Raw genomic sequence first — 23145 nt, forward strand, 5'->3', positions numbered from 1 at the left:
TCAGGCGAACAGGCGCTTTTCGCCCTGGCCGAACAGGTTGCTGTAGCAGCGACCGCACAGGCCCGGATGATCGGCATGAGACCCGACATCGGCGCGATAGTGCCAGCAACGTTCACATTTCTGATGCGCCGACGGCGTGACCACCACCGCTTCCTCTTCCACCGTGGCCACCGGGGTGACGCGGGCAGCCGAGGTGATGAGGACGAACTTCAGGTCATCGCCCAGGCTTTCCAGCAGGGCCGCCTTGTCGCCGGCGACCTTCAGTTCCACTTCCGCCTGCAGGGAGGAACCGATGCTGCCGGCGATACGCACTTCTTCCAGCTGCTTGGTGACCGCTGCGCGCACTTCGTGCAGCACCGCGAACTTGTCCAGCAGGGCCTGTGCATCGGCCACTTCCGGCAGGGCGTAATAGACCTGCGAGAAGATGGTTTCGCCGCTGGCCTCGAAGGCGTCCTTGCCGGCAAAGAAGCGCCAGGCTTCTTCGGCCGTGAAGGACAGGATCGGTGCCATCAGGCGCAACAGCGACTGCGTGATGTGCCACACGGCGGTCTGGGCCGAGCGGCGTGCGGCCGACTCCACGCCGCTGGTGTAGAGGCGGTCCTTCAGGATATCCAGGTAGAAGCCGCCCAGGTCTTCCGAGCAGTACATCTGCAGCTTGGCCACCACCGGGTGGAATTCATAGGTCTCGAAGTGCGCCAGCACCTCCGCCTGCAGGCGCGCCATGTTGGCGATCGCATAGCGGTCGATTTCCAGCATCTCGGCCACCGGCACGGCGTGTTGTGCAGGATCGAAGTCGGAGGTGTTGGCCAGCAGGAAGCGCAGGGTGTTGCGGATGCGGCGGTAGGCTTCCACCACGCGCTTGAGGATCTCGTCCGAGATCGACAGCTCGCCCGAATAGTCGGTCGAGGCCACCCACAGGCGCAGGATTTCCGCGCCCAGCGAATCCGAGACCTTCTGCGGCGCGACCACGTTGCCCTTGGACTTGGACATCTTCTTGCCCTCGCCATCGACCACGAAGCCGTGCGTGAGCAGGGCCTTGTAGGGCGCGCGGCCATTGAGCATCGACGAGGTCAGCAGCGACGAGTGGAACCAGCCGCGATGCTGGTCCGAGCCTTCCAGGTAGAGGTCGGCCGGGAACTGCGACTGCTGTGCGTGCGAGCCGCGCAGCACGGTCTGGTGGGTGGTACCGGAATCGAACCAGACGTCCAGCGTGTCGCGGTTCTTGAGGTAGTGCTCGGCTTCGTTACCCAGCAATTCCTTGGGATCCAGGGCCTGCCAGGCTTCGATGCCGCTCTTCTCGATGCGTTGGGCGACCTGCTCGATCAGCTCCGGCGTACGCGGATGCAGTTCGCCCGTTTCCTTGTGCACGAAGAAGGCCATGGGCACGCCCCACTGGCGCTGGCGCGACAGGGTCCAGTCCGGACGGTTGGCGATCATGCCGTGCAGGCGCGCCTTGCCCCAGCCGGGGAAGAAGGCGGTGTCCTCGATGCCTTGCAGCGCGGTCTGGCGCAGGCTGGGGCCGCCGTCCTTGGGCGTGTTGTCCATGCTGGCGAACCACTGCGAGGTGGCGCGATAGACGATGGGGGTCTTGTGGCGCCAGCAGTGCATGTAGCTGTGGTCGAACATGACCAGCTTGAACAGCGAACCCACTTCTTCCAGCTTGCCGCAGATGGGCTTGGAGGCTTCCCAGATGGTCAGGCCGGCAAACAGCGGCAGCCAGGAGGCATAGCGGCCATCGCCCATGACCGGGTTGAGGATGTCGTCGTCCTTCATCCCGTGCGCCTTGCAGGAGATGAAGTCTTCGATACCGTAGGCCGGTGCCGAGTGCACGATGCCGGTACCGCTGTCGGCGGTCACGTATTCACCCAGGTAGATCGGCGACAGGCGGTCATAGCCGGCATCGACCTTGGCCAGCGGATGATGGAAGCGGATCAGGGACAGCTTCTCGCCGGTGGTGGTGGCGATGATCTTGCCTTCCAGGCCGAAGCGCTGCAGGCAGGATTCCACCAGGTCCTTGGCCAGGATCAGCAAGGTGGCTTCGCCGTTGCGGCTGGTCTCGACCAGCGCGTACTCGAATTCCGGATGGACGTTCAACGCCTGGTTGGACGGGATGGTCCAGGGCGTGGTGGTCCAGATGACGATGTAGCCGTTGCGGGTCGGCAGGTCGGCCAGGCCGAAGGCAGTGGCGATCTTGTCGTGTTCGGCAAAGGGGAAGCCGACATCGATGGCCGGGTCGCGCTTGTCCTGGTATTCCACTTCAGCTTCGGCCAGCGCCGAGCCGCAGTCGAAGCACCAATTCACGGGCTTGAGGCCGCGATAGACGTAACCCTTCTCCAGGATCGTGCCGAGCGCGCGCAGCTCGTCGGCTTCGTTGGAGAAATTCATGGTCTTGTAGGGGGTGTCCCACTCGCCGAGCACGCCCAGGCGGATGAAGTCGGCCTTCTGGCGTTCGATCTGCTCACCCGCGTAGGCGCGCGCCTTGGCCTGCACTTCGGCCACCGGCAGGTTCTTGCCGAACTGCTTTTCGATCTGGATCTCGATGGGCATGCCGTGGCAATCCCAGCCCGGCACGTATTGGGCGTCGAAGCCGGCCATGTTGCGGGCCTTGACGATCATGTCCTTCAGGATCTTGTTGACGGCGTGGCCGATGTGGATGTCACCGTTGGCATACGGCGGGCCGTCATGCAGGATGAATTTCGGGCGGCCGGCCGAGGCCTTGCGGATGCGCTCGTAGACCTTCTTTTCCTGCCATTCCTTGACCCATTGCGGCTCGCGCTTGGCGAGGTCGCCGCGCATCGGGAAGCCGGTTTCGGTCATGTTGACCGGATACTTGGAGGGGGCCTTGCCGGCTTTTTCCGGTTTGCCGGGCTTGGCGGAGGATTCGTTGTTGGACATGACAAAGCTTTCGTTGAATGCAGGTTGATTCCGGGGCCCGGCAAGGCGTCACAAGCAGGGCGCGTTGCGGCAGGCAGGATGCAGGATGGGGCGGCTGGACAGCTGCTGGAGCGGGGCTCCGGCAACCGCCCAGCGTTCAAATTCGGTCGGTGGCCGAGACGGCGAAGCCGGCGTTTTCACGGAACCAGGCGCGGGCATTGTCCACGTCACGGGCAATGGCCGTGGTCAGCGTGGGCAGGTCGACATACTTTTCTTCGTCGCGCAGCTTCTTGAGGAATTCCACCCGCACCAGCTTGCCGTAGCAATCGCCCTTGAAATCGAGCAGGTGCGTTTCCAGCAGTACCCGGCCGCTGTCGTCCACCGTCGGGCGCACGCCCAGGCTGGCCACGGCCGGCAAGGGCTGCTCGGCCAGTCCGTGCACCTGCACTACGAAGATGCCCGAAAGCGCCGGACGCTTGTGGCCCACGCGCATGTTCAGCGTCGGGAAACCGATGGTGCGCCCCAGTTTCTTGCCGTGCACGACCCGGCCGCTGATGGCATAGGGATGGCCCAGCAACTGCTGCGACAGGGTGAAATCGCCTTCGGCCAGCGCCGCGCGCACGGCCGAAGAGGAGATGCGCACACCGGCATTGGTCACCGTGGGCAGGGCATGGACCTCGAAGCCATACTGCTTGCCGGCCGCGATCAGGGTATCGAGCGTGCCGGCGCGGCGCGCGCCGAAGCAGAAGTCGTCACCGACCATCAGCCAGCGCACGTGCAGGCCCTGCACCAGGATCTTCTCGATGAAGTCCTGCGGGGAGAGGGCGGCGAAATGGCTGCCGAAATGCTCCACCACCACGCGGTCGATGCCGGAATTGGAGAGCGCTTCGAGCTTGTCGCGCAGGTTGGCGATGCGCGCCGGGGCGCGTTCGGGGGTGCCGGCCAGCTGGGCGAAGAATTCACGCGGATGCGGCTCGAAAGTCATCACCGCCGCGTCCAGCCCCAGTTTGGCGGCGGCCTCGCGCACGCGCGCCAAGAGAGCCTGGTGGCCCAGATGCACGCCGTCGAAATTGCCGATGGTCAGCGCGCACGGGGCGCGCGATTCGGCTGTGGGAAGTCCGCGAAATACCTTCATTGAGCCGCTGGAAAGATGCGCTGTTGCAAAAGCCTTCCATTATAAATGGTTTCGGAGGCTTTCCTTGATTTGGTGGCGGCTTGGCACGGATCAAGCCGCCTGAAGCGGACAGGCAGCGCAGTTTTTCATATTTCACCTGGGAAATGTTGACAAACTTTCATATGAAAGTTTCTTCCCGGCAGCGTCAGCGGGCCAGCGCCGCTTCGGGCTCCTGGAGCTGGCGTGCCTCGGCCAGCATCCAGATGGTGATCTTTCTGACTTCCAGCTTGCTCTGGGTGATATGGGCGCGCAGCAGGATCTGCGCTTCGGTGGCCTTGCGCTTGGCGATCAGTTGCAGGATCTTGCCGTGTTCCTCGTAGGTGGCTTCGATGCGCTTCTTCTTGAGGAAGTCCAGGCGACGCACGATGCGGATCTTTTCCGTCACCTCGGTATGCACCCGGGTCATCTCCACATTGCCGGCGGCGGCCACCAGGTTGGTGTGGAAGGCTTCGTCCAGCTCCGCCACCTTGACGGCATCGGTATGGCGCGCCTCCGGTTCGGCCAGCCAGATGGCGTTCAACTGCTCCAGTTCTGCCGTCGGCTCCTGCTGGGTGCAGAGTTTCTCCAGCGCGGCCATCTCCAGCACGATGCGCAGGTCATAGAGATTGTCGAGGCGGTCGAAGTCGATCGGGCAGACCTTCCAGCCACGCCGGAATCCCACTTCCAGATAGCCCTCGCGCTGCAGCCTGAACAGCGCATCCCGCAAGGGCGTGCGCGAGACGCCCTGGCGCTGGGCCATCTCGGTCTCGGTGAAATTGTCCCCGGGCAGCAGGCGGAAATTGAAGATGTCGTCCTTGATCCGGTGATAGACCTGTTCGGCGAGCGGGTTGGCGACGGTGACGGTCATGGTGCGGGCATTCTGGTTCGAGGGGGCTGCGGACTCATGCCATCAGGCTGACATGGGCGGCGACGATGCGCCAGCCTTCGTCCATGCGCACCCAGGTCTGCATCTGGCGGCCGATACGATCGGACGTATGGTCGGTGAATTCGGTGGAGACCGTAGCATAGTCGCTGCCGAAGGTGGTGACAACGGTGCGATGCAGCTTGCGCGAGGCCGGCACCGGGGTGCAGGTCTTGCGGTACTGGCGGATCGCCTCGCCGCCCAGCAGCACTTCGCCCACGCCGTAGCGCACCGTTTCGGGGGCATACCAGAACCAGCGGTCGAGGGCCGGGATGTCGTTGATGAGCAGGGCGTATTCGTAATCCGTAAACGCTTGTTCGACCTCGGCCACCACGTGGGGCAGGTTCACTTGCATCATGGCGTTTCTCCGGTATAGGCGGCCACGGCGCTGTGCAGCTGCGCCAGCGGCGTGCGCCAGCCGACGATGCCGCCCTGGGCGGTCAGCATCTCCAGCGTGGCGCGATGAAATTCAGGGAAGTAACTGGCGCAGGCATCTTCCACCACCAGGCATTCATAGCCGCGGTCATTGGCCTCGCGCATCGAGGTCTGCACGCACACTTCCGTAGTGACGCCGGCCACCAGAAGGTGAGTGATGCCGCGCTCCTGCAATTGTGCGTGCAGGTCGGTGGCGTAGAAGGCCCCCTTGCCCGGTTTGTCGATGACGATCTCGCCATCCAGGGGAGCCAACTGCGGCAGGATCTGGTTGCCGGGTTCGCCCCGCACCAGGATCCGGCCCATCGGCCCGACATCGCCGATGCCCAGCGCCGGGTTGCCGCGCAGGCGCTTGGCGCGCGGGCAGTCCGAGAGATCCGGCAGGTGCGATTCACGCGTGTGGACCACCAGCATCTGCGCCTGGCGTGCCAGCGCCAGCAGGGCCGCCACGGTCGGCACGATTGCGCCCAGGGGCCGCACATCGTTGCCCAGCGCACTGCCGAAGCCGCCTTCTTCCACGAAGTCGCGCTGCATGTCGATGACCACCAGCGCGGTGCTGCGCGGATGGAACTGATAGGGATAGGGGAAGGCGTCGATACGGATCATGCGGCCTCGGCGTGGGGTGATTGTTCGGAGTGACCCGCCATCCAGCGGCCCAGGGCGGCGCGGTCCGCTCCTTGCGTGGCCACGTCCTGCGCCACGTGCACGATGCGGCCCTCGGTCATCACCAGGATGCGGTCGGACAGTTCCAGCAGTTCGTCCAGGTCTTCGCTCACCAGCAGCACGGCCGCGCCGCGTGCGCGCGCTTGCAGCAGACGTGCGTGGATATCGGCCACCGAGGCGAAGTCCAGTCCGAAGACCGGATTGGCGACGATGAGCACATTGGCCGCGCCTGCATCGCCCTCTTCGCCGAGCTCACGTGCCAGCACGGCGCGCTGCACGTTGCCGCCGGAGAGCGTGCCGATGGGGCGTTCCGGTGCGGGCGGCTTGACGTTGAAGGCCGCGATCAGGGATTGCGCCTGGCGCTTCATGGCGCTGCGGTCGACGCGCCAGCCGCTGCGCTTGAAGGGGGCGACATCGAAATTGCGCAGCGCCATGTTCTCGGCCACGCTCATGCCTGCGATGCAGGCGTTGCGCAAGGGTTCTTCCGGTAGCGCGAAGACACGCAGCCGTCGCATCTCCTCACGCGTGGCGGCATAGGGCGCATCCTCGATCCGGATCTCGCCCAGCAGGGCTTCCACCAGTTCCTTCTGGCCATTGCCGGAGATGCCGGCCAGGCCCACGATTTCACCACGCTTCACTTGCAGCGAGAGGCCCCGCACGGCAGCCACGCCGCGGTCGTTGTTGACGGTCAGTTCCTTCACTTCGAGCCCGAAGCTGGCGTCTGCTGGCACTGCGGGACGCTCCACCTGCGTTTTCTCGGCGCGGGCGTGGCCCATCATCCAGTGCGCCAGGGCATCCGGCGTCGTCTCGGAAACCCGGGCACTGCCGACCAGGCGACCCTTGCGCAAAACCGTCACATCGTCCGCATAGGCAGTCACTTCGTGGAACTTGTGGGTGATCATCAGCACCGTCAGTTCCTGCTGGCGGGTGAGGGCATGCATGAGTCCCAGCACTTCGTCGGCTTCCTGCGGTGTCAGTACCGAGGTCGGTTCATCGAGGATCAGGAAGCGGCGGCGCAGATAGAGCTGCTTGAGGATTTCCAGTTTCTGCTTTTCGCCGGCGGAGAGACTGCTCACCGCGCGCTCCAGCCCGAGTTTGAAGGGCATGCGCGCCATGAACTCCTCCAGCACGGCGCGCTCGCTGCGCCAGCGGATACGCCAGGGAAGATCGCCGCGTGCCAGCAGCAGGTTCTCGGCCACGGTCAGGCTGGGGGCCAGCGTGAAGTGCTGGTAGACCATGCCGATGCCGAGCTGGTTGGGCACGCGCGCACTGCGGATCTCCACCTCGCGGCGGTCAGCCACGATGCTGCCCTGGTCCAGCGGGCTGTAGCCGACCAGGCCCTTGACCAGCGTGCTCTTGCCCGCACCGTTCTCGCCCAGCAGCGCGTGGATGGTGCCGGCGCGGATCTTCAGCGAGACCTCATCGAGCGCGCGAAAGCTGCCGAAGGATTTGCCGGCATTGATGATCTCCAGCTCCAGGGCATGCATGTCAGGCCCCGATCACATCGATCAGTGCGGCCGCATCGGAGACCGCGCCGAACACGCCACCCTGCATCTTGATCATGGACAGCGCCGCCAGGTGGTTGTTGTGGTCAGTCGCGCCACAGCAATCCGAGAGCATCACGCATTCGAAGCCGCGGTCATTGGCTTCGCGCATGGTGGTATGCACGCAGACATCGGTGGTGATGCCGGTGAGCACGATGTTGCGGATGCCGCGCGTGTGCAGGATCATTTCCAGGTCGGTGGCGCAGAAGGAGCCCTTGCCGGGTTTGTCGATGATGATCTCACCGGCGATGGGGGCGAGTTCGGGAATGATTTCCCAGCCCGGTTCGCCGCGCACCAGGATGCGGCCACAGGGGCCGGCATCGCCGATGCCCACGCCATTGGTGCCGATCTGGCGCGAGCGCCAGCGCTTGTTGGCCGGCAGGTCGGACAGATCGGGACGATGGCCTTCGCGGGTATGGATGATGGTGTAGCCGCCGGCACGCATGGCGGCCAGCACTTTCTTGATCGGTTCGATGGGCGCGCGCGTGAGCGAGAGGTCATAGCCCATCTTGTCGACGTAGCCACCGATGCCGCAGAAGTCGGTCTGCATGTCGATGACGATGAGCGCGGTATTGGCCGGGGTCAGGGCACCGTCATAGGGCCAGGGATAGGGTTCGGCCTGGATGTAGCGTTCGGACATGGTTTCTCCTTGGGGCAAGTGGATTTATCGGGTCAGGCTCAGTTCGCCCGGCGCACTCGAGAGCGTGCGGTCAGGCCGGCAGGTGAGGATCATGATCAAGAGCGTGAGCGCATACGGTGCCGCGTTGAAGAGGTAATAGCCGGAGGTCACGCCCACCGCCTGCAAGGCCGGGCCCAGCGCACCGGCAGCACCGAACAGCAGTGCGGCCAGCAGGCAGCGCCACGGCTGCCAGCGCGCAAAGATCACCAGCGCCACGGCCATGAGTCCCTGGCCGCTGGAAAGTCCCTCATTCCAGCTGCCGGGGTAGTAGAGCGACAGGTAGGCGCCGCCGATGGCAGCCAGGAAGCCGCCTGCGGCCGTGGCCGCAATGCGCGTGCCGGTGAGGCGGTAACCGAGCGCGCGTGCGGTCTCGGCATGGTCGCCCACCAGCCGCAAGGCCAGCCCCCAGCGCGTGGCCGACAGGCCCCACTGCAGCACCAGCGCAAGCGCCACGCCGATGAAGAACAGCGCATTGATCTGCAGTGCATGGTGCAGGCGGTCATTGCTGCTCCACGCACCCAGATCGATTGAGGGCAGCATCGGTGCCTGCGGCTGGATGAAGGGTTTGCCTAGGAAGAAGGCCAGGCCCGTCCCCAGCAGCATGAGCGCGATGCCGAAAGCGATGTCGTTGACGCGCGGCAGCGAGCACACCACGCCGTGCAGCACTCCCAGCAAGAGTCCGGCGCAGCCCGCCGCCAGCACGCCCAGCCAGGCCGAGCCGCTGAAGAAGGAGGCCGCGTAGCCGGTCATGGCACCGCAGACCAGGATGCCTTCCAGGCCCAGGTTCACGCGTCCGCCTTTTTCGGTCAGGCATTCGCCCAGGCTGACGAAGAGAAAGGGCGTCCCCACCCGGATTGCGCCCGCGAAGAGCGCCAGCAGCAGGGTGGTGAGATCGATGTCATGCATGGCCGGCCTCCTTGGCGGGGATGACTTGCGCCTGTTGCTGCCAGCGCAGCTTGAGCGCGGACAGGCGCCCGGTAATGGCTTCCCAGGCCAGCAGGTTGCAGAACAGCAGGCCCTGCAGGACCAGCGTGGTGGCGTCCGGCAGGTCCAGACGCCGCTGCAGCAGGCTGCCGCTGGCTTCCACGCCACCGATGACGAGCGCGCAGACGATGATGGCCAGCGGATTCTGGCGCGCCGCAAAGGCCACCAGGATGCCGGAGAAACCGTAACCGGCCAGCAGCGCACTGGTGGCGCTGCCTTGCACGGCACTGACTTCGAACATGCCTGCCAGTCCCGCTGCCGCACCACCGAGGGCGCAGGCCGTCAGGATCAGCCGATTGACCGGCAAGCCCACCAGCCGCGCCGTACGGACGTTGCCGCCGACCACGCCCATGGCGAATCCGGAGACGCTATGGCGCAGGAACACCCAGGCCGCCACGCAGGCCAGTGCACCCCAGGCCAGGCCCCAATGCACTTCCAGTCCCGGCAGCGAACCCACCAGATACGGATCGGGCAGGGGCAGGGTAGAGGGTTTGTTCAGACTGGCCGGATCGCGCAGCGGTCCTTCGACCAGATGCTTGAAGACGGCCACGGCGAGATAGGACAACAGCAGGCTGGAGATGGTCTCATTGACCCCGCGCCACTGGCGCAGACCGCCGCACAGCGCGATCCACAGCCCGCCGGCCAGCATCGCCGCCAGCGCCATGACGGCCAGCATCACCAGCGAAGGCAGGGCCGGCAGCAGTTGCGGCATCACCGCCGCCGCCAGTCCGCCCAGCGCCAGTGCACCTTCCCCGCCGATGACGATCAGGCCCACGCGCGCCGGCAAGGCCACGCACAGCGCCGTCAACAGCAGGGGCGCGGCGCGTTGCAGCGTGTTCTGCCAGGCGAACAGGGTGCCGAAGGCGCCCTGGAAGATCAGCAGGCAAGCCTCGCCCGCCGGCTTGCCCTGCACCAGCAGGAACAGCACGAACAGCAGCAGCGTCCCGGCCAGCGCGCACAGCGTGGGCAGGGCCGGCGCGCTGCCGTTGAGCAGCGCCGAGCGCAAGCGGTGCCAGGGCGAGGTGGCGGCAGCCGCCACCCCGGGAGCGGGGAGGGATGTCATGAGACCGTCCTGCATCAAGGGTCAGCAATCAGACCTGGCCGACCACGCCGGCCACCAGGTAATTCATCTTCTCCAGCGCCACATCGGTCTGGACCTGGGTGGTGCCGGCCGGGATCACGGTATTGCCCTTGTTGTCCTTGATCGGTCCCTTGAAGATCTGGAACTTGCCGGCCAGCATCTGCGCCTTGATCTCGTCGGCCTTCTTCTTGGCCGGTGCGCTCACGGCTGCGCCATAGGGCGACATCTTGACGAAGTCGTCCTTCAGGCCACCGCGCAGGAAGTTGATCATCGGCTTGCCTTCCAGCGTGGCCTTGACGATCTCGGTGTAGGGCGTGGCCCAGTTCCACTCGGCACCGGTGAGGTAGCCCTTGGGGGCCAGCGAGGCCTGGCTGGCGTGGTAGCCGGTGGTCATGATGCCGCGCTTCTCGGCCGTCTCCACGATCACCTTGGGGCCATCGACGTGACAGGTGATGACATCGCAACCCTGGTCGATGAGGCTGTTGGCAGCTTCGGCTTCCTTGACCGGCAGCGACCAGTCACCGGTGAAGATGACGTGGCAGGTGATGGACGGATCGACCGACTGCGCGCCCAGGGTGAAAGCGTTGATGTTGCGCAGGACCTGCGGAATCGGCTTGGCGGCGATGAAGGCCAGCTTCTTGCTCTTGCTCATGTGGCCGGCCACCACGCCCGAGAGGTATTCGCACTCTTCGATGTAGCCGAAGAAGCTGCCCACGTTCATGGGATGCTTGCCGGCGGTCCACAGGCCGCCACAGTGGGCGATGCGCACCTTGGGATATTTTTCTGCAATCTTGAGGACGTGCGGATCGAAGTAGCCGAAGGAAGTCGGGAAGAGCAGGGTCGCACCATCCTGCTGGATCATGGCTTCCATGGTCTTTTGCACGGCCACGGTCTCGGGCACTTTTTCTTCCTCGATCACCTTCACGCCGGGCAGCTTCTTGATGATGGCGGCGGCTTGCGCATGCGACTGGTTGTAGCCGAAGTCGTCGCGCGCGCCGACGTAGATGAAGCCTACGGTCAGCGGGCCGGCGGCCAGCAGTTCCAGCGGGAAGGCAGCGCCCAGTGCGGCAGCTCCGGACAGTTTCAGAAAATCGCGGCGGTTTTGCATGTTGTTGCTCCAGTGTGATCGTGGATGGTTGGGGTGGGGCAAGACAAATTCGGTACTTCTTTCCGGGCAGGATCCTGTACCTCAGCCTGTACAGGATCCTGTACGGCAATCAGGACAGCGCCAGCGAACCCGGTGCCTGCATGCGCGCCGGCTTGCGCACTTCGCGCTGGAAAATTTCCATGGACAGTTTCTTGGCCGCGATGAAGCCGGGCTGCGACAGCGTCTCTACCGTGCGGGGCCGTGGATCCTGGTAATGCAAGATGTCTGCCACCGCCGTCGGGCGCTTGGTCAGCAGCAGGATCTGGTCGGCCAGGTAGACCGCTTCTTCCGGGTCGTGCGACACCAGCACCATGGTGGTGCCGGTCTGCAAAAAGACCTGCTGCAGCTTCTCCCGGATGAAGAGCGTCATCTCGAAATCCAGCGCCGAGAAGGGTTCATCGAGGAACAGCACCTCCGGCCCCGGTGCCAGGGCACGCATGATGGAGGCGGTCTGCTGCTGGCCGCCCGAGAGTTCATAGGGATAGCGCATCAGGTCGAACTTGACGTCGAAGGACGCCACCAGTTCATCGACGCGGCGCTTGATCTCGGCCTTGGACTTGCCTTCCAGCTTCAAGGGATAGGCGATGTTGTCGATGGTGCGCAGCCAGGGGAACATGGCATCGCGGTAGTTCTGGAACACATAACCTATCTTGGTCTGCGCCAGCGATTTGCCATCGAACAGGATCTCTCCGGCATCGATGGGAATGAGCCCGGCGATCATGTTGATGAGCGTGGACTTGCCGCAGCCATTGGGCCCGAAGACGGAGACGATCTGCTGCTTGGGAATATCCAGGTCGAAGTTTTCATACAGCGGCCAGCCGGCGAAATACTTGGTCAGGCCGCGAATGGTGATGTGGGTGCCTGGCGGCCCGGGAACGAAGGGCGTTTCCGGGGGCAGGTCTACTTTGGGGCTGATCACGACGCTCATCTTCCGCTCCAGTGCACGATGCGTTTTTCAATGACGATGAAGACCACGTTGAGGGCATAGCCCAGCGCGCCTGCCGAGAGGATGGCGGCATACATCTCGCGCACGTTCAGGACCTGCTGGGTATCGATGATGCGGTGGCCCAGGCCGTTTTCGGAGCCGATGAACATCTCCGCCACGATCACGATCACCAGTGCCATCGAGACCGCGCTGCGCAGGCCGACGAAGCTGGCTTGCAGGCTTTCCCAGATCAGCACGTCGCAGAAGATGCGCCAGCGCGAAGCGCCCATCACCTTGGCCGCCATCACCCGCTGCTTGCGCGCATTGAGCACGCCATAGGCGCTGTTGAAGAGCACGATCAGGAAGGCACCGAAAGCTGCGATGGCCACCTTGTTGATGTCGGAGACACCGAAGATCAGCAGGAACAGCGGGATCAACGCGGAGGAGGGCGTGGAACGGAAAAAGTCGATCAGGAATTCCACGCTGCGATAGGCGCGCTCGTTGCTGCCCAGCAGAACGCCGATGGGCAGGCCCAGCACGGCGGCGATGGCAAAGGCTTCCAGCGTGCGGATCACGGTCACCGTGAAATCCAGCAGCAGCGCCCCGCCGGCCAGGCCCTTGAACATGGCCATGAGCGTGGCTTCCGGTGGCGGCAGCAGGATGGCCTTGATCCAGCCGGCGCGCACCACCAGGTCCCAGATCACGAACAGCGCGATGGGGCCGACGATGGGCAGCAGGCGGCCCAGGGCCGGGGCTTTGCGCGGCGCTTTGGGCGCTGGCGCAGCCGTGGACGCCGGGGCGGCGGGCTTGGGTGCCACGGTCACGGCAGGAGCGATGGTCTCGTTCATGATGGCCTCAGCCCTTGTAGATCAGGTTGTCGACCACGATGCGTTGCGAGAACACGCCCTTCTCGACGAACAGGTCGTAGAACTTCTGGAAGTAGGCCAGGTCGCTGGGCTTGAACTCGTTGTAGAGCATGTAGGCCGCCAGCGGCACTTCATTGGTGAGCGACCCTTCGATGGCGGTATAGCCCTTCAGGTAGGTGCGAGCCTGGTCCGGGTTGTTGCGCACGAGCTCAATGCCGCGTGCATAGGCGGCGATGTACTTGCGCGCCAGTTCCGGATTCTTCTTGATGAATTCGGTGGTCAGCGCGGCAGCGCCACCGTGCCAGGGAGCCATCGGATCACCCAGGATGTACTTGGCGATCACGCCTGCTTCCAGCACGCGGGTGGTGTTGTTCATGCGGCCCACGGTGCCGGTCGGTTCCAGCGTGTAGGCGGCATCGACCTGGCCGGCCGCCAGCGAAGCGACGTGCTGGCCGATGGGCAGTTCAACTACGGTTGCGCCAGTAGCACCGGCGCGTTCGAGTACCGTCTTGGCCAAGGTGACGTTCTGGATGCCGGGGCCGGAGGCGACCTTCTTGCCCTTGAGGTCGGCGATCGATTTGACTGGGCTGTCCTTGGGCACCAGGAATTCATCGAGTACGTATTTGGCGTTGCTGGGATTGGTGGCAAAGATCTTGAACAGGCCCGGCTGGGCGATCTCGCCGATGGCCAGGTTGCCGGCCCCGGTGCCGTTGGCCGAACCATCGGCGCGGCCTGCCAGCATGGCTTCCATCACCTGCTGGGCTCCGGCGAATTTGAGGGCTTGCACTTCCAGTCCGGCTTGCTTGAAGTAACCCGCTTCCACGGCGGCGTAGAAGGGCAGGCCGGCGGCCACCGGCCAATAGCCGATGCGGATAGGCACCGTCTGCGCGCGCAGGATGGCCGGGGCACCCGCGATGGCGGCGGTGGCGGCGACGGCGCCCGCCTTGGCGATGAAGCTGCGGCGGTTGGCATCGTGGACAGCGGTGGGGTTGTTCTTTTTCATGAGCAGCTCCGTGGTGAGGGTGTCAGTTCAGCGAATGGAGGTAATTGACCCAGCCGCCGTGGTGGGTGATGTCGGTCGCGCCCGCAATGCCGGCCGGCTCGCAGATGAAGCCCTTGACGCTGCTGCCGTCGGCCAGCTCCACCGTGCCGATGCCCAGCGGGGCCGGGATGGCGGCGACGAAGCCGCCGAACTGGCGCAGCGGCATTTCCCACACTTCCACTGCGATGGCGGCGCCGTCGCCTTCGGTGCGGGCCAGGCCAGGCTTGGGTGGGGTGGTACCCGCCAGGGCGTAGAGACGATAGTGGGCGGCGGTGCGGGTGACGGCCACGCGGCGCGCACCGGCTTCCAGCAATTGCCAGTTCAGGGGCTGGCCGGCCAGGTGCGCGCCGACCACGCAGACCTTGATGGTGCTTTCGTTGAAGGGCAGCGGGGTGGCCGCAATCGCATCGGCTTGCGCCGCGCCGCCCAGTTGCTGCTGCAGGCGTGCACCGGCTTCGGCCAGCAGGTGATCGGCACCGGCCGGGCCGATCAGGGTCACGCCGGCGGGCAGGCCATCGCGCCGCCACACGGCGGGGATGGCCAGGGCCGACATGTCCATCAAATTGACGAAGTTGGTGTAGTGGCCCAGTTGCGCATTGCGCACCACCGGATCGGCCTCGACTTCGGCGATGGTGGGGAAGGTGGTGGTGGTCGGCACCAGCATCAGGTCGCTGCCTTCGAGCAGGTTTTCGGCCTGGCGGCGCAGGTCGGCCAGGCGGTACTGGGCGTTGAAGCTGTCAACGGCATCGTAGTCGTCGGCCTGGGCGGTGATCTGGCGCACCACCGGGTGGATGGCTTCCGGGTTCTCCAGGAAGAAGTCGCCCAGCGCGGCGCGACGCTCGGCCACCCACGGGCCCTGATAGAGCAGCTGCGCGGCCGCGCTGAAGGGGGCGAAGGGGATCTTCGCCAGGCTCACGCCGGGGAGGGCGGCGATTTGCGCCAGGCTGCGTTCCCAGGCTTCCTGGGCGATGCTGTCGCCAAAGAATTCACATTGCTCGGGAATGGCGATGCGATAACCCCGCCGCTTCACGCCCAGCATGGTGGGGCGGCGCGAATAGCCATCCTCGGCATCGAAACCGGAAGCGCTGTGCAGCACGCGCCAGGCATCGGCCACGTCGTGGGCGAAGATGGAGATGCAATCCAGGGTGCGGCAGGCCGGGACCAGGCCGCGCGCGCTGATGAGGCCCTTGGTTGGTTTCAGGCCGACCAGGTGATTGAAGGCGGCCGGCACGCGACCAGAACCTGCCGTATCGGTCCCCAGCGAAAACATGACCTGCCCCAGCGCCACTGCCACCGCCGAACCCGAGCTGGAGCCGCCGGAGACATAGTCCGGCTTGATGGCATTGCGTACCGCACCGTAGGGGGAGCGCACGCCGACCAGGCCGGTGGCGAACTGGTCCAGGTTGGTCTTGCCCACCAGCAGTGCGCCAGCGGCCTGCAGGCGCTGCACCACGGTGGCGCTCTCGCTGGCCAGGCGGCCGAATTCGGGACAAGCCCCGGTGGTGGACATCTCGGCCACGTCGATGTTGTCCTTCACGGCGAAGGGGATGCCGAACAGCGGCATGCTCTCCAGCACGGCTTCGCCCTTGATCTGCAGCATCAGGTCCAGCGCTGCGGCTTGTTGTTTCAGTTGTTTGGACGGCACCCGGCTGATCCAGACTTCATCGCGTCCGGCGCTCTCGATGCGGGACAGCAGTTCGGCCACCACCTTGCCGGGTGTGCTGCGGCCTTCGCGATAAGCCGCCAGGGTGGCGGCGATGGTGGTCGGGGCGGCCTCGGGGGCAGCTTGCTGCAGGGCATGGGAGGTGGTCATATTGGATATTCAAACTTGAATACAAGATTGAATATCTTTAAGCAGGAGGCGTGCCAGCTCCTCCGTCACGCGGCTGAAAAACGGGAAATGGCTTCACCACGCGGGTTTGCGAGGTGAAGTGCCGTAAGGCAAGTTGTGCGAGGGGAAATGAAGAGTTTTGTCAGCGAGACAAAATGGGGAGGCGTGCGCCGAACTTGGACGTCCGTGGTGACGGCCTGCACGGGAATCAGGCAAGTTGATCGTCGATGCCAAGTATGTTCACCGTGGCAACAAGGTTGAGACCCGGGCGGCTGCGCGCGTTTCGTCAAGCGAGGAGCCCCGGGATACTCAGGCAGATTCGATCACACGCATTTCAATGTGCAGGCCGGCGGCCGTGGCCATGTTCACCAGCGCATCGAGTCCGAACAGGCTGATCTTGCCTCGCATCAGGTCGGAGACACGCGGCTGAGTCACCCCGAAGAGCTTGGCGGCTTGGGCCTGGCTCATTTCCGTGCGGGTGAGGTGGTTCTTGAGTGCCGTCATGAGGACGGAACGCAGCTTCATGTTTTCAGCTTCTTCCGGAGTGTCCTCGATGGCATCCCAGATGCTGGAAAATCGTTGCTTGCTCATTGCCCTAACTCCTTCAACAAATCGCGGTAACGCTTTGCGGCCAAGCTGCCTGGAAATCAGCGGTATGAAGCTTTCTTCAAAGCTCTCCCCACACCGCATTCAAGGCGGCCAGCGCCGCCAACCCGGCAGTCTCGGTGCGCAGCACCCGGCTGCCCATGGACAGCATCAGCGCGCCCTGGGCGCAAGCCAGGTTTTCTTCCTCCTCGCTGAAGCCGCCTTCAGGCCCGACCATGACGGTCACTGCCTGAGGCGGATGGTGGCGCGCCCAGCCTGACAGCGGCTCGGTCCCGCGCGGGGAAAGCAGGATGCGGCGATGCAGGTCGCTCTGGGCGATCCAGCGCTTGAAGTCGGTGACTTCACCCAGATGCGGCAAGCGATTGCGGCCGCATTGCTCGGCGGCAGCATGGATGATGCCTTGCCAGTGCGCCCGCTTCTTCTCGGCCCGGTCACCCGAGAGCCGCACCACGCAGCGCTGCGCGGCCAGCGGCTGGAGGGCGGTGGCGCCCAGTTCCACGGCTTTCTCGACGATCCAGTCCATCTTCGATCCTTCAGGCAGGGCCTGGGCCAGGGTCAGCGCATAGGGCAGTTCGGCCTCGCGGGGTGAAAAAGTCTTCACTTCGGCGTGGACGCGCTTCTTTTCGAGGGTGCTCAGGCTGGCGGTGTATTCGCCGCCTTCGCCATTGAACAGGGTCACGGTATCGCCCGGTTGCAGGCGCAGCACCTGGATGTGATGGGCAATCTGCTCGGGCAGGACCAGGGCGGAGCCGATGCCGAGGGGGTGCGGGAAGTAAAAGCGGGGCATGGGGCAGGGTCCTGGAGGAAGAAGATCAAAAAGACATGAAAAAAGTTGTCAGTCCGGTCAGGGGCTGGTCCCGAATTTTAATCCCCCCGGCGCACTCTGGTAAAATACGGGCCCGCGCCGTTACCCGGGCTTCCGGGCCGGCGCATTGGCTTGAACATCCGATTTGTGCGCCTGCGGCGCCCCCCAGCACAGCAAACTCTGACCTCGACATGATTTCCACTCTCCCCACCGACAAGATGGCCAACGCGATCCGCGCGCTGGCGATGGACGCAGTTCAAAAAGCCAATTCCGGACACCCGGGCATGCCGATGGGGATGGCCGAAATCGCAGTGGCCCTGTGGGCCAAGCACTATCGCCACAATCCGTCCAACCCGCACTGGGCCAACCGCGACCGCTTCGTGCTCTCCAACGGCCACGGCTCGATGCTGCAGTACGCACTGCTGCACCTGACCGGCTACGACCTGTCGATGGACGACATCAAGTCCTTCCGCCAACTGCATTCCAAGACCGCCGGCCACCCGGAAGTGCACATCACCCCGGGCGTGGAAACCACCACCGGTCCGCTGGGCCAGGGCATCACCAATGCGGTGGGCATGGCGCTGGCTGAAAAGCTGCTGGCCGCCGAATTCAACAAGCCCGGCCTGGCCGTGGTCGATCATTACACCTACGCCTTCGTCGGCGACGGCTGTCTGATGGAAGGGATCTCGCATGAAGCCTGCTCGCTGGCAGGCGTCTTGAACCTGTCCAAGCTGATCGTGCTGTATGACGACAATGGCATCTCCATCGACGGCCACGTCGAAGGCTGGTTCAAGGACGACACCCCGAAGCGCTTCGAAGCCTACGGCTGGAACGTCATCCCGGCCGTGGACGGCCACAACGTCGAGGCCGTCAGCGCCGCGATCCACCAGGCCAAGCTGGCCGACAAGCCGACCCTGATCTGCTGCCGTACCGTCATCGGCAAGGGCTCGCCCAACCTGGCCGGTACCGACAAGGTCCACGGCGCCGCCCTGGGTGACAAGGAAATCGCCGCCGTGCGCGAAGCGCTGGGCTGGACTTCCGCTCCGTTCGAAATCCCGGCGGATGTTTATTCCGCCTGGGATGCCAAGGCCACCGGTGCTGACTTCGAAGCGAACTGGAAGCAGACCTTCGACAGCTACGCCGCCCAATACCCGGCTGAAGCCGCTGAACTGCTGCGCCGCCTGAAGGGCGAGCTGCCGGCCGCGTTCGAATCGACCGTGACCGCCTACATCAATTCCACGCTGGAAAAGAAGGAAACCATCGCCACCCGCAAGGCCAGCCAGAACGCCATCCAGGCTTACGCGCAGGCGCTGCCGGAATTCCTGGGCGGCTCGGCCGACCTGACCGGCTCGAACCTGACCAACTGGAAGGAATCGGTGGCCGTGCGCGCCGACCAGCGCGGCAACCACATCAACTACGGTGTGCGTGAATTCGGCATGAGCGCCATCATGAACGGCATCGCCCTGCATGGCGGCTACCTGCCCTTCGGCGCGACCTTCCTGACCTTCTCCGACTACAGCCGCAATGCCCTGCGCATGGCGGCCCTGATGAAGACCCGCGCGCTGTTCGTGTTCACCCACGACTCCATCGGCCTGGGTGAAGACGGCCCGACTCACCAGTCGGTGGAACACGTCTCCAGCCTGCGCCTGATCCCCAACCTGGACAACTGGCGTCCGTGCGACACCACCGAAACCGCCGTGGCCTGGGCTGAAGCGATCAAGCGCCACGATGGTCCGAGCACCCTGATCTTCTCGCGCCAGAACCTGCCCTTCCAGGAGCGCACCGACGCCCAGGTCAAGGACATCGCCCGTGGCGGCTACGTGCTGCGCGATGCGGCCGATGCCAAGGTGATCCTGATGGCCACCGGTTCCGAAATCGAACTGGCCACCAAGGCCGCTGACGCCCTGGCCGCCGAAGGCATCGCCGTGCGCGTGGTGTCGATGCCGTCGACCGACGTGTTCGACCGCCAGGATGCGGCCTACAAGGCCTCCGTGCTGACCCGCGGCGTGCCGCGCGTGGCCATCGAGGCCGGCGTCACCGCCTTCTGGCACAAGTACGTGGGCCTGGAAGGCGCCGTGGTCGGGATCGACACCTTCGGCGAATCGGCCCCGGCCGGCGTGCTGTTCAAGCACTTCGGCTTCACCGTCGAGAACGTGGTGGCCAAGGCCAAGGCAGTGCTGGCTTGAGCAGTCTGGTGTCCATGACTGAAGAAGTCCTGTTCCGCCGCGCCAGGAAGGGCGATGCGGCGTCGATCGCCGGCGTGCGCATCGACGCCTGGCGCGCCGCCTATCGCGGCCTGGTGCCCGACAGCTACCTCGATCACCTCAAGCCCGAGGAAAGCGTCAAGCTGTGGGAGCAGGTGCTGGAAGCGTCCTCGGACGCGGCCTGCACCTTCGTCGCCGAAAGCGGGGGCGAGATCATCGGCTTCGCTTCGGGCATGACCCTGGCCGAATCGCGTTTCGGCTGCGATGCCGAGCTGACCGCCATCTGCGTGCTGCCCGATGAGCAGCGCAAGGGGCTGGGCAAGCGGCTGCTGGCCAATGTGGCGGCCACCCTCATCGGTGCCGGTGCGACAGGTCTCATGGCCTGGGTGCTGAGCAAGAACGAAGGCGCCGGGGAATTTTTCGAGTCGCTCGGGGCCGAAAGGCTTTATGAACAAACGTTCACCTGGGATGATGGCAGTGAACTCGACGAGATCGGTTTCGTCTGGCGCAAGCTTCACTCCTGAGCGGGTGAGGGCGGCACGAGATTGAACGGCTGGATCAGCAGGGCAAAGAGGGACGGCAAGAACAACTGAACAAAAAGGCCGGAAAAGAAGGATCCATGTCCGATCGGCGGCCCCGAAGTGGGGCAAGCTGACGGCCTGGTCGCTTTCCCGACTACCGGTTTGCATTGATTTTTACTACTTGAGGAGAAGAGCATGGCAATTCGCGTAGCAATCAACGGTTATGGCCGCATCGGCCGCAATATCCTGCGCGCTCACTACGAAGGCGGCAAGAAGCACGACATCGAGATCGTCGCCATCAACGACCTGGGCGACCCGAAGACCAATGCCCACCTGACCCAGTACGACACCGCCCACGGCAAGTTCCCGGGCACCGTGACCGTGGATGGCGATTCCATCGTCGTCAACGGCGACCGCATCAAGGTGCTGGCCCAGCGCAACCCGGCCGAGCTGCCCTGGGGCGAGCTGGGTGTGGACGTGGTGCTGGAATGCACCGGCTTCTTCACCACCAAGGAAAAGGCCAGCGCCCACATCAAGGGCGGTGCCAAGAAGGTGATCATCTCCGCTCCGGGCGGCAAGGATGTCGATGCGACCGTCGTCTTCGGCGTGAACCACGGCGTGCTCAAGGCTTCCGACACCGTCATCTCCAACGCATCGTGCACCACCAACTGCCTGGCTCCGCTGGTGCAGCCGCTGCACGACAAGATCGGCCTGGAAAACGGCCTGATGACCACCGTCCACGCCTACACCAACGACCAGGTGCTGACCGACGTCTACCACGAAGACCTGCGCCGCGCCCGTTCGGCCACCCAGTCCATGATCCCGACCAAGACCGGCGCTGCCGCCGCCGTCGGCCTGGTGCTGCCGGAACTGAACGGCAAGCTGGACGGCTACGCCATCCGTGTGCCGACGATCAACGTGTCCATCGTCGACCTGTCCTTCGTGGCTTCGCGCGACACCACCGTGGATGAAGTCAATGCCATCCTGAAGGCCGCTTCCGAAAACGGTCCCCTGAAGGGCATCCTGACCTACAACACCGACCCCCTGGTCTCGGTGGACTTCAACCACAACCCGGCATCGTCCAACTTCGACGCTACCCTGACCAAGGTCTCCGGCCGCCTGGTGAAGGTGTCTTCCTGGTACGACAACGAGTGGGGCTTCTCCAACCGCATGCTGGACACCACCGTCGCCCTGGCCAACGCCAAGTAAGACGCGTGTTCTGACGCACCGGCCGGGGTTCCCCGGCCGGGAGCGTCAATTTCAGGGCTGTTTCGGCTTCTTTTCCTCGTATGCAAGCTTGCTTGCCAAGGTGAAAATAGTCGAATCAGCCTGCAAAAGGAGTGAAAGGCTGTTGCAGGCACCGCTTGCAATGGCCTTTTTTCCGTTTGCGCATTGCCTGTCCACAACAAGAGCAACCGACCCAATGAGGGAACGCATGTCAGCAAGCTCATCCCAGGCCCGCCGCCTGTTGGCCAACCTGGCCCTGATTTCCGCCGTCAGCTTCTCGCTGTCCGCGTGCGACTACATCAGCAGCTTTTCCAAGCCCAAGCAGACCCCGGAAGAAGCCAAGGCCGAAGGCATCGCCCTGGGCGCCGGCTGCCGCCAGGCCGGCCAGAGCCTGGAAGACTGCTACCAGCGCAACCCCGACGCCCTGAAGGCCGGTATCTTCACCGGCTGGAAGGACATGCACGAATACATGGCCGCCAAGGGCATCCAGACCGTGACCCCGCCCGCGCCTGCGGCGGATGCCGCCAAGGATGATGCCAAGTCCAAGGATGGCAAGGACGGCAAGGACAAGGACGCCAAGGACAGTGACCGCAGCCGCGCCCGTGAGCGCGACGCCAATCGCGACAACGCGCGTTCGCGTGACCGCGAAAGCTCCTCGTCCTCGCGCGACAGTGGCAGCGACCGCCGTGCCAGCCGCGAAGAGAAAACGCCGCCCAAATATTGATCTCGCATGAACACTGGCCCGGGACAGTTGCAGTCCTGCTTGCCAGCCGGTAACATCTGATGCCCCGCAGGCGCTTGCCGGCGGGGCATTTTTCCATCAGCCGGCAGGGGGAACCGCCGGCGACCCGGATGCCAGCCGCCTCTGCCCGCGCATCCGGCCAGAACAACAAGCACAACGACATGAACTCACATTCACAGCCCTTGCCTCCGGCCATGCCGGAGCACGTTCCGGAGACCGCCTTCGGCCTCTGGTTCCTGCGTACACCGACCTGGACCCTGCACGTGCTGGAACGCGCCCTGCAAGATCTGGAGCGCCTCATTCCCGAGCGGCGCAGCAGCTATGCGGTGGTCGCCGACGTCGGCTGTGGCTGGGGGCGCTCGCTCAAGAAGCTGCACCAGCGCTTTGCCCCGCAGCGCCTGATCGGCATGGACATCGATCCCAACATGATCGCCGCCGCACGTGCCGAGACCGAGGCCGAGGGCCTGCGCGCCGAGTTCATCCAGTGCTCCAGCTCGCGCATGCGGCTGGAAGACAATAGCGTGGACCTGCTGTTCTGCCACCAGACCTTCCATCACCTGATCGACCAGGAAGAAGCCATTCGTGAGTTCTACCGCGTCCTCAAACCGGGCGGCATCCTGCTCTTTGCCGAGTCGACCAGGCGCTACATTCATTCGTGGATCATCCGCTTGTTGTTCCGCCATCCGATGGAGGTCCAGAAGACCGCCGGCGAGTACCTGGCCCTGGTGCGCAGCGCCGGCTTCGAGGTCGCGCCGGAGTCGATTTCCTATCCGTACCTGTGGTGGAGCCGGGAAGACCTGGGGATACTGGAACGCGTCTTCGGCATCAAGCCCAAGGCGGAGCGGGAAGAAACGCTGATCAATCTGGTGGCCGTCAAACCCATGAATTAAAGGGTTT

Annotated in this window: 22 protein-coding genes; 5 read left to right on the forward strand and 17 right to left on the reverse strand. The window is 64.5% G+C overall.

All coding sequences use genetic code 11. The annotated features are described in order from the left end of the window. From ileS to JOD78_RS14950, 16 genes are all read right to left on the reverse strand, one after another. Window positions 1-2895, reverse strand: coding sequence for an isoleucine--tRNA ligase (gene ileS, locus JOD78_RS14875; RefSeq protein ID WP_209568597.1), 2895 nt, complete (start codon window positions 2893-2895; stop codon window positions 1-3). A 136-nt stretch (window positions 2896-3031) separates the two neighbouring features. Beyond that, a complete protein-coding gene (locus tag JOD78_RS14880; protein WP_204725133.1) occupies window positions 3032-4009 on the reverse strand; it encodes a bifunctional riboflavin kinase/FAD synthetase in 978 nt (325 codons plus the stop codon). A 184-nt stretch (window positions 4010-4193) separates the two neighbouring features. Continuing rightward, entirely contained in the window at window positions 4194-4895 is a 702-nt protein-coding gene (locus JOD78_RS14885) for a GntR family transcriptional regulator (protein WP_204725134.1), read from the reverse strand. Between the two features lie 34 nt (window positions 4896-4929). Beyond that, window positions 4930-5307, reverse strand: a complete 378-nt coding sequence (gene hpxZ / locus JOD78_RS14890) for an oxalurate catabolism protein HpxZ (protein ID WP_088755978.1) — start codon at window positions 5305-5307, stop codon at window positions 4930-4932. Further along, entirely contained in the window at window positions 5304-5987 is a 684-nt protein-coding gene (locus JOD78_RS14895; protein ID WP_134134748.1) for an isochorismatase family cysteine hydrolase, read from the reverse strand. The genes hpxZ and JOD78_RS14895 overlap by 4 nt, the downstream gene beginning before the upstream one ends. Beyond that, window positions 5984-7531, reverse strand: coding sequence for an ABC transporter ATP-binding protein (locus JOD78_RS14900; RefSeq protein WP_209568595.1), 1548 nt, complete (start codon window positions 7529-7531; stop codon window positions 5984-5986). Before JOD78_RS14900 ends, JOD78_RS14895 begins: the two co-directional genes overlap by 4 nt. Before the next feature lies 1 nt (window position 7532). Next, window positions 7533-8228 (reverse strand): isochorismatase family cysteine hydrolase, encoded by a 696-nt coding sequence (locus JOD78_RS14905; RefSeq protein WP_121038262.1) that lies wholly within the window; start codon window positions 8226-8228, stop codon window positions 7533-7535. A gap of 24 nt (window positions 8229-8252) precedes the next feature. Beyond that, window positions 8253-9173, reverse strand: coding sequence for an ABC transporter permease (locus tag JOD78_RS14910; protein ID WP_134134751.1), 921 nt, complete (start codon window positions 9171-9173; stop codon window positions 8253-8255). After that, a complete protein-coding gene (locus JOD78_RS14915; protein ID WP_227022590.1) occupies window positions 9166-10314 on the reverse strand; it encodes an ABC transporter permease in 1149 nt (382 codons plus the stop codon). Before JOD78_RS14915 ends, JOD78_RS14910 begins: the two co-directional genes overlap by 8 nt. Window positions 10315-10342: 28 nt before the next feature. Then, the gene (locus JOD78_RS14920; protein WP_121038268.1) at window positions 10343-11440 is read right to left on the reverse strand and encodes a BMP family ABC transporter substrate-binding protein; all 1098 of its coding nucleotides are present in this window, start codon (window positions 11438-11440) and stop codon (window positions 10343-10345) included. Between the two features lie 109 nt (window positions 11441-11549). Next, window positions 11550-12407 (reverse strand): ABC transporter ATP-binding protein, encoded by an 858-nt coding sequence (locus JOD78_RS14925; RefSeq protein ID WP_209568593.1) that lies wholly within the window; start codon window positions 12405-12407, stop codon window positions 11550-11552. Further along, window positions 12404-13252, reverse strand: a complete 849-nt coding sequence (locus JOD78_RS14930; RefSeq protein ID WP_204725137.1) for an ABC transporter permease — start codon at window positions 13250-13252, stop codon at window positions 12404-12406. The genes JOD78_RS14925 and JOD78_RS14930 overlap by 4 nt, the downstream gene beginning before the upstream one ends. 7 nt (window positions 13253-13259) lie before the next feature. Next, complete coding sequence (locus tag JOD78_RS14935; RefSeq protein ID WP_121038277.1) at window positions 13260-14273, reverse strand: ABC transporter substrate-binding protein; 1014 nt, start codon at window positions 14271-14273, stop codon at window positions 13260-13262. A gap of 22 nt (window positions 14274-14295) precedes the next feature. Next, window positions 14296-16125 (reverse strand): allophanate hydrolase, encoded by a 1830-nt coding sequence (gene atzF / locus JOD78_RS14940; protein WP_121038280.1) that lies wholly within the window; start codon window positions 16123-16125, stop codon window positions 14296-14298. A 327-nt stretch (window positions 16126-16452) separates the two neighbouring features. Further along, entirely contained in the window at window positions 16453-16734 is a 282-nt protein-coding gene (locus tag JOD78_RS14945; protein WP_121038283.1) for a helix-turn-helix domain-containing protein, read from the reverse strand. Between the two features lie 76 nt (window positions 16735-16810). Continuing rightward, the gene (locus JOD78_RS14950; RefSeq protein ID WP_209568591.1) at window positions 16811-17536 is read right to left on the reverse strand and encodes a 16S rRNA (uracil(1498)-N(3))-methyltransferase; all 726 of its coding nucleotides are present in this window, start codon (window positions 17534-17536) and stop codon (window positions 16811-16813) included. Window positions 17537-17697: 161 nt separating this feature from the next. Here JOD78_RS14950 and tkt point away from each other — a divergent pair, with 161 nt between their 5' ends. From tkt to gap, 3 genes are all read left to right on the forward strand, one after another. Continuing rightward, window positions 17698-19740, forward strand: a complete 2043-nt coding sequence (gene tkt / locus JOD78_RS14955) for a transketolase (protein WP_310839994.1) — start codon at window positions 17698-17700, stop codon at window positions 19738-19740. A gap of 14 nt (window positions 19741-19754) precedes the next feature. Continuing rightward, window positions 19755-20282, forward strand: a complete 528-nt coding sequence (locus JOD78_RS14960) for a GNAT family N-acetyltransferase (protein WP_198516518.1) — start codon at window positions 19755-19757, stop codon at window positions 20280-20282. Between the two features lie 192 nt (window positions 20283-20474). Further along, on the forward strand, window positions 20475-21488 hold the full coding sequence (gap, locus tag JOD78_RS14965) for a type I glyceraldehyde-3-phosphate dehydrogenase (protein WP_034329725.1): 1014 nt from the start codon (window positions 20475-20477) through the stop codon (window positions 21486-21488). 51 nt (window positions 21489-21539) lie between these two features. Here gap and JOD78_RS14970 read toward each other — a convergent pair whose 3' ends face one another. Beyond that, window positions 21540-21716 carry a hypothetical protein gene (locus tag JOD78_RS14970; RefSeq protein ID WP_166675533.1) on the reverse strand — a complete coding sequence of 59 codons (177 nt, stop codon included), beginning with the start codon at window positions 21714-21716 and terminating at the stop codon, window positions 21540-21542. Between JOD78_RS14970 and JOD78_RS14975 the strand changes: the two genes are divergently transcribed. After that, on the forward strand, window positions 21715-22230 hold the full coding sequence (locus tag JOD78_RS14975) for a hypothetical protein (protein WP_034329726.1): 516 nt from the start codon (window positions 21715-21717) through the stop codon (window positions 22228-22230). The two genes, JOD78_RS14970 and JOD78_RS14975, sit on opposite strands and share 2 nt — an antisense overlap. A 179-nt stretch (window positions 22231-22409) precedes the next feature. Continuing rightward, the gene (locus JOD78_RS14980; protein ID WP_121040297.1) at window positions 22410-23138 is read left to right on the forward strand and encodes a class I SAM-dependent methyltransferase; all 729 of its coding nucleotides are present in this window, start codon (window positions 22410-22412) and stop codon (window positions 23136-23138) included. Window positions 23139-23145: the final 7 nt, after the last annotated feature.

The sequence above is a fragment of the Herbaspirillum sp. 1130 genome (assembly GCF_017833835.1).
GTDB classification, from domain to species: domain Bacteria; phylum Pseudomonadota; class Gammaproteobacteria; order Burkholderiales; family Burkholderiaceae_D; genus Herbaspirillum; species Herbaspirillum huttiense.

Bases quoted from the DNA above. Each gene is read 5' to 3' on its own strand.
- hpxZ (WP_088755978.1), bottom strand. From the start codon at position 5,307: ATGATGCAAGTGAACCTGCCCCACGTGGTGGCCGAGGTCGAACAAGCG.
- gap (WP_034329725.1), top strand. From the start codon at position 20,475: ATGGCAATTCGCGTAGCAATCAACGGTTATGGCCGCATCGGCCGCAAT.
- JOD78_RS14970 (WP_166675533.1), bottom strand. From the start codon at position 21,716: ATGCGTTCCCTCATTGGGTCGGTTGCTCTTGTTGTGGACAGGCAATGC.
- JOD78_RS14885 (WP_204725134.1), bottom strand. From the start codon at position 4,895: ATGACCGTCACCGTCGCCAACCCGCTCGCCGAACAGGTCTATCACCGG.
- JOD78_RS14930 (WP_204725137.1), bottom strand. From the start codon at position 13,252: ATGAACGAGACCATCGCTCCTGCCGTGACCGTGGCACCCAAGCCCGCC.
- JOD78_RS14915 (WP_227022590.1), bottom strand. From the start codon at position 10,314: ATGACATCCCTCCCCGCTCCCGGGGTGGCGGCTGCCGCCACCTCGCCC.
- JOD78_RS14895 (WP_134134748.1), bottom strand. From the start codon at position 5,987: ATGATCCGTATCGACGCCTTCCCCTATCCCTATCAGTTCCATCCGCGC.
- JOD78_RS14935 (WP_121038277.1), bottom strand. From the start codon at position 14,273: ATGAAAAAGAACAACCCCACCGCTGTCCACGATGCCAACCGCCGCAGC.
- JOD78_RS14925 (WP_209568593.1), bottom strand. From the start codon at position 12,407: ATGAGCGTCGTGATCAGCCCCAAAGTAGACCTGCCCCCGGAAACGCCC.
- JOD78_RS14980 (WP_121040297.1), top strand. From the start codon at position 22,410: ATGAACTCACATTCACAGCCCTTGCCTCCGGCCATGCCGGAGCACGTT.
- atzF (WP_121038280.1), bottom strand. From the start codon at position 16,125: ATGACCACCTCCCATGCCCTGCAGCAAGCTGCCCCCGAGGCCGCCCCG.
- JOD78_RS14920 (WP_121038268.1), bottom strand. From the start codon at position 11,440: ATGCAAAACCGCCGCGATTTTCTGAAACTGTCCGGAGCTGCCGCACTG.
- JOD78_RS14910 (WP_134134751.1), bottom strand. From the start codon at position 9,173: ATGCATGACATCGATCTCACCACCCTGCTGCTGGCGCTCTTCGCGGGC.
- JOD78_RS14880 (WP_204725133.1), bottom strand. From the start codon at position 4,009: ATGAAGGTATTTCGCGGACTTCCCACAGCCGAATCGCGCGCCCCGTGC.
- JOD78_RS14950 (WP_209568591.1), bottom strand. From the start codon at position 17,536: ATGCCCCGCTTTTACTTCCCGCACCCCCTCGGCATCGGCTCCGCCCTG.
- JOD78_RS14945 (WP_121038283.1), bottom strand. From the start codon at position 16,734: ATGAGCAAGCAACGATTTTCCAGCATCTGGGATGCCATCGAGGACACT.
- JOD78_RS14960 (WP_198516518.1), top strand. From the start codon at position 19,755: ATGACTGAAGAAGTCCTGTTCCGCCGCGCCAGGAAGGGCGATGCGGCG.
- ileS (WP_209568597.1), bottom strand. From the start codon at position 2,895: ATGTCCAACAACGAATCCTCCGCCAAGCCCGGCAAACCGGAAAAAGCC.
- JOD78_RS14905 (WP_121038262.1), bottom strand. From the start codon at position 8,228: ATGTCCGAACGCTACATCCAGGCCGAACCCTATCCCTGGCCCTATGAC.
- JOD78_RS14975 (WP_034329726.1), top strand. From the start codon at position 21,715: ATGTCAGCAAGCTCATCCCAGGCCCGCCGCCTGTTGGCCAACCTGGCC.
- JOD78_RS14900 (WP_209568595.1), bottom strand. From the start codon at position 7,531: ATGCATGCCCTGGAGCTGGAGATCATCAATGCCGGCAAATCCTTCGGC.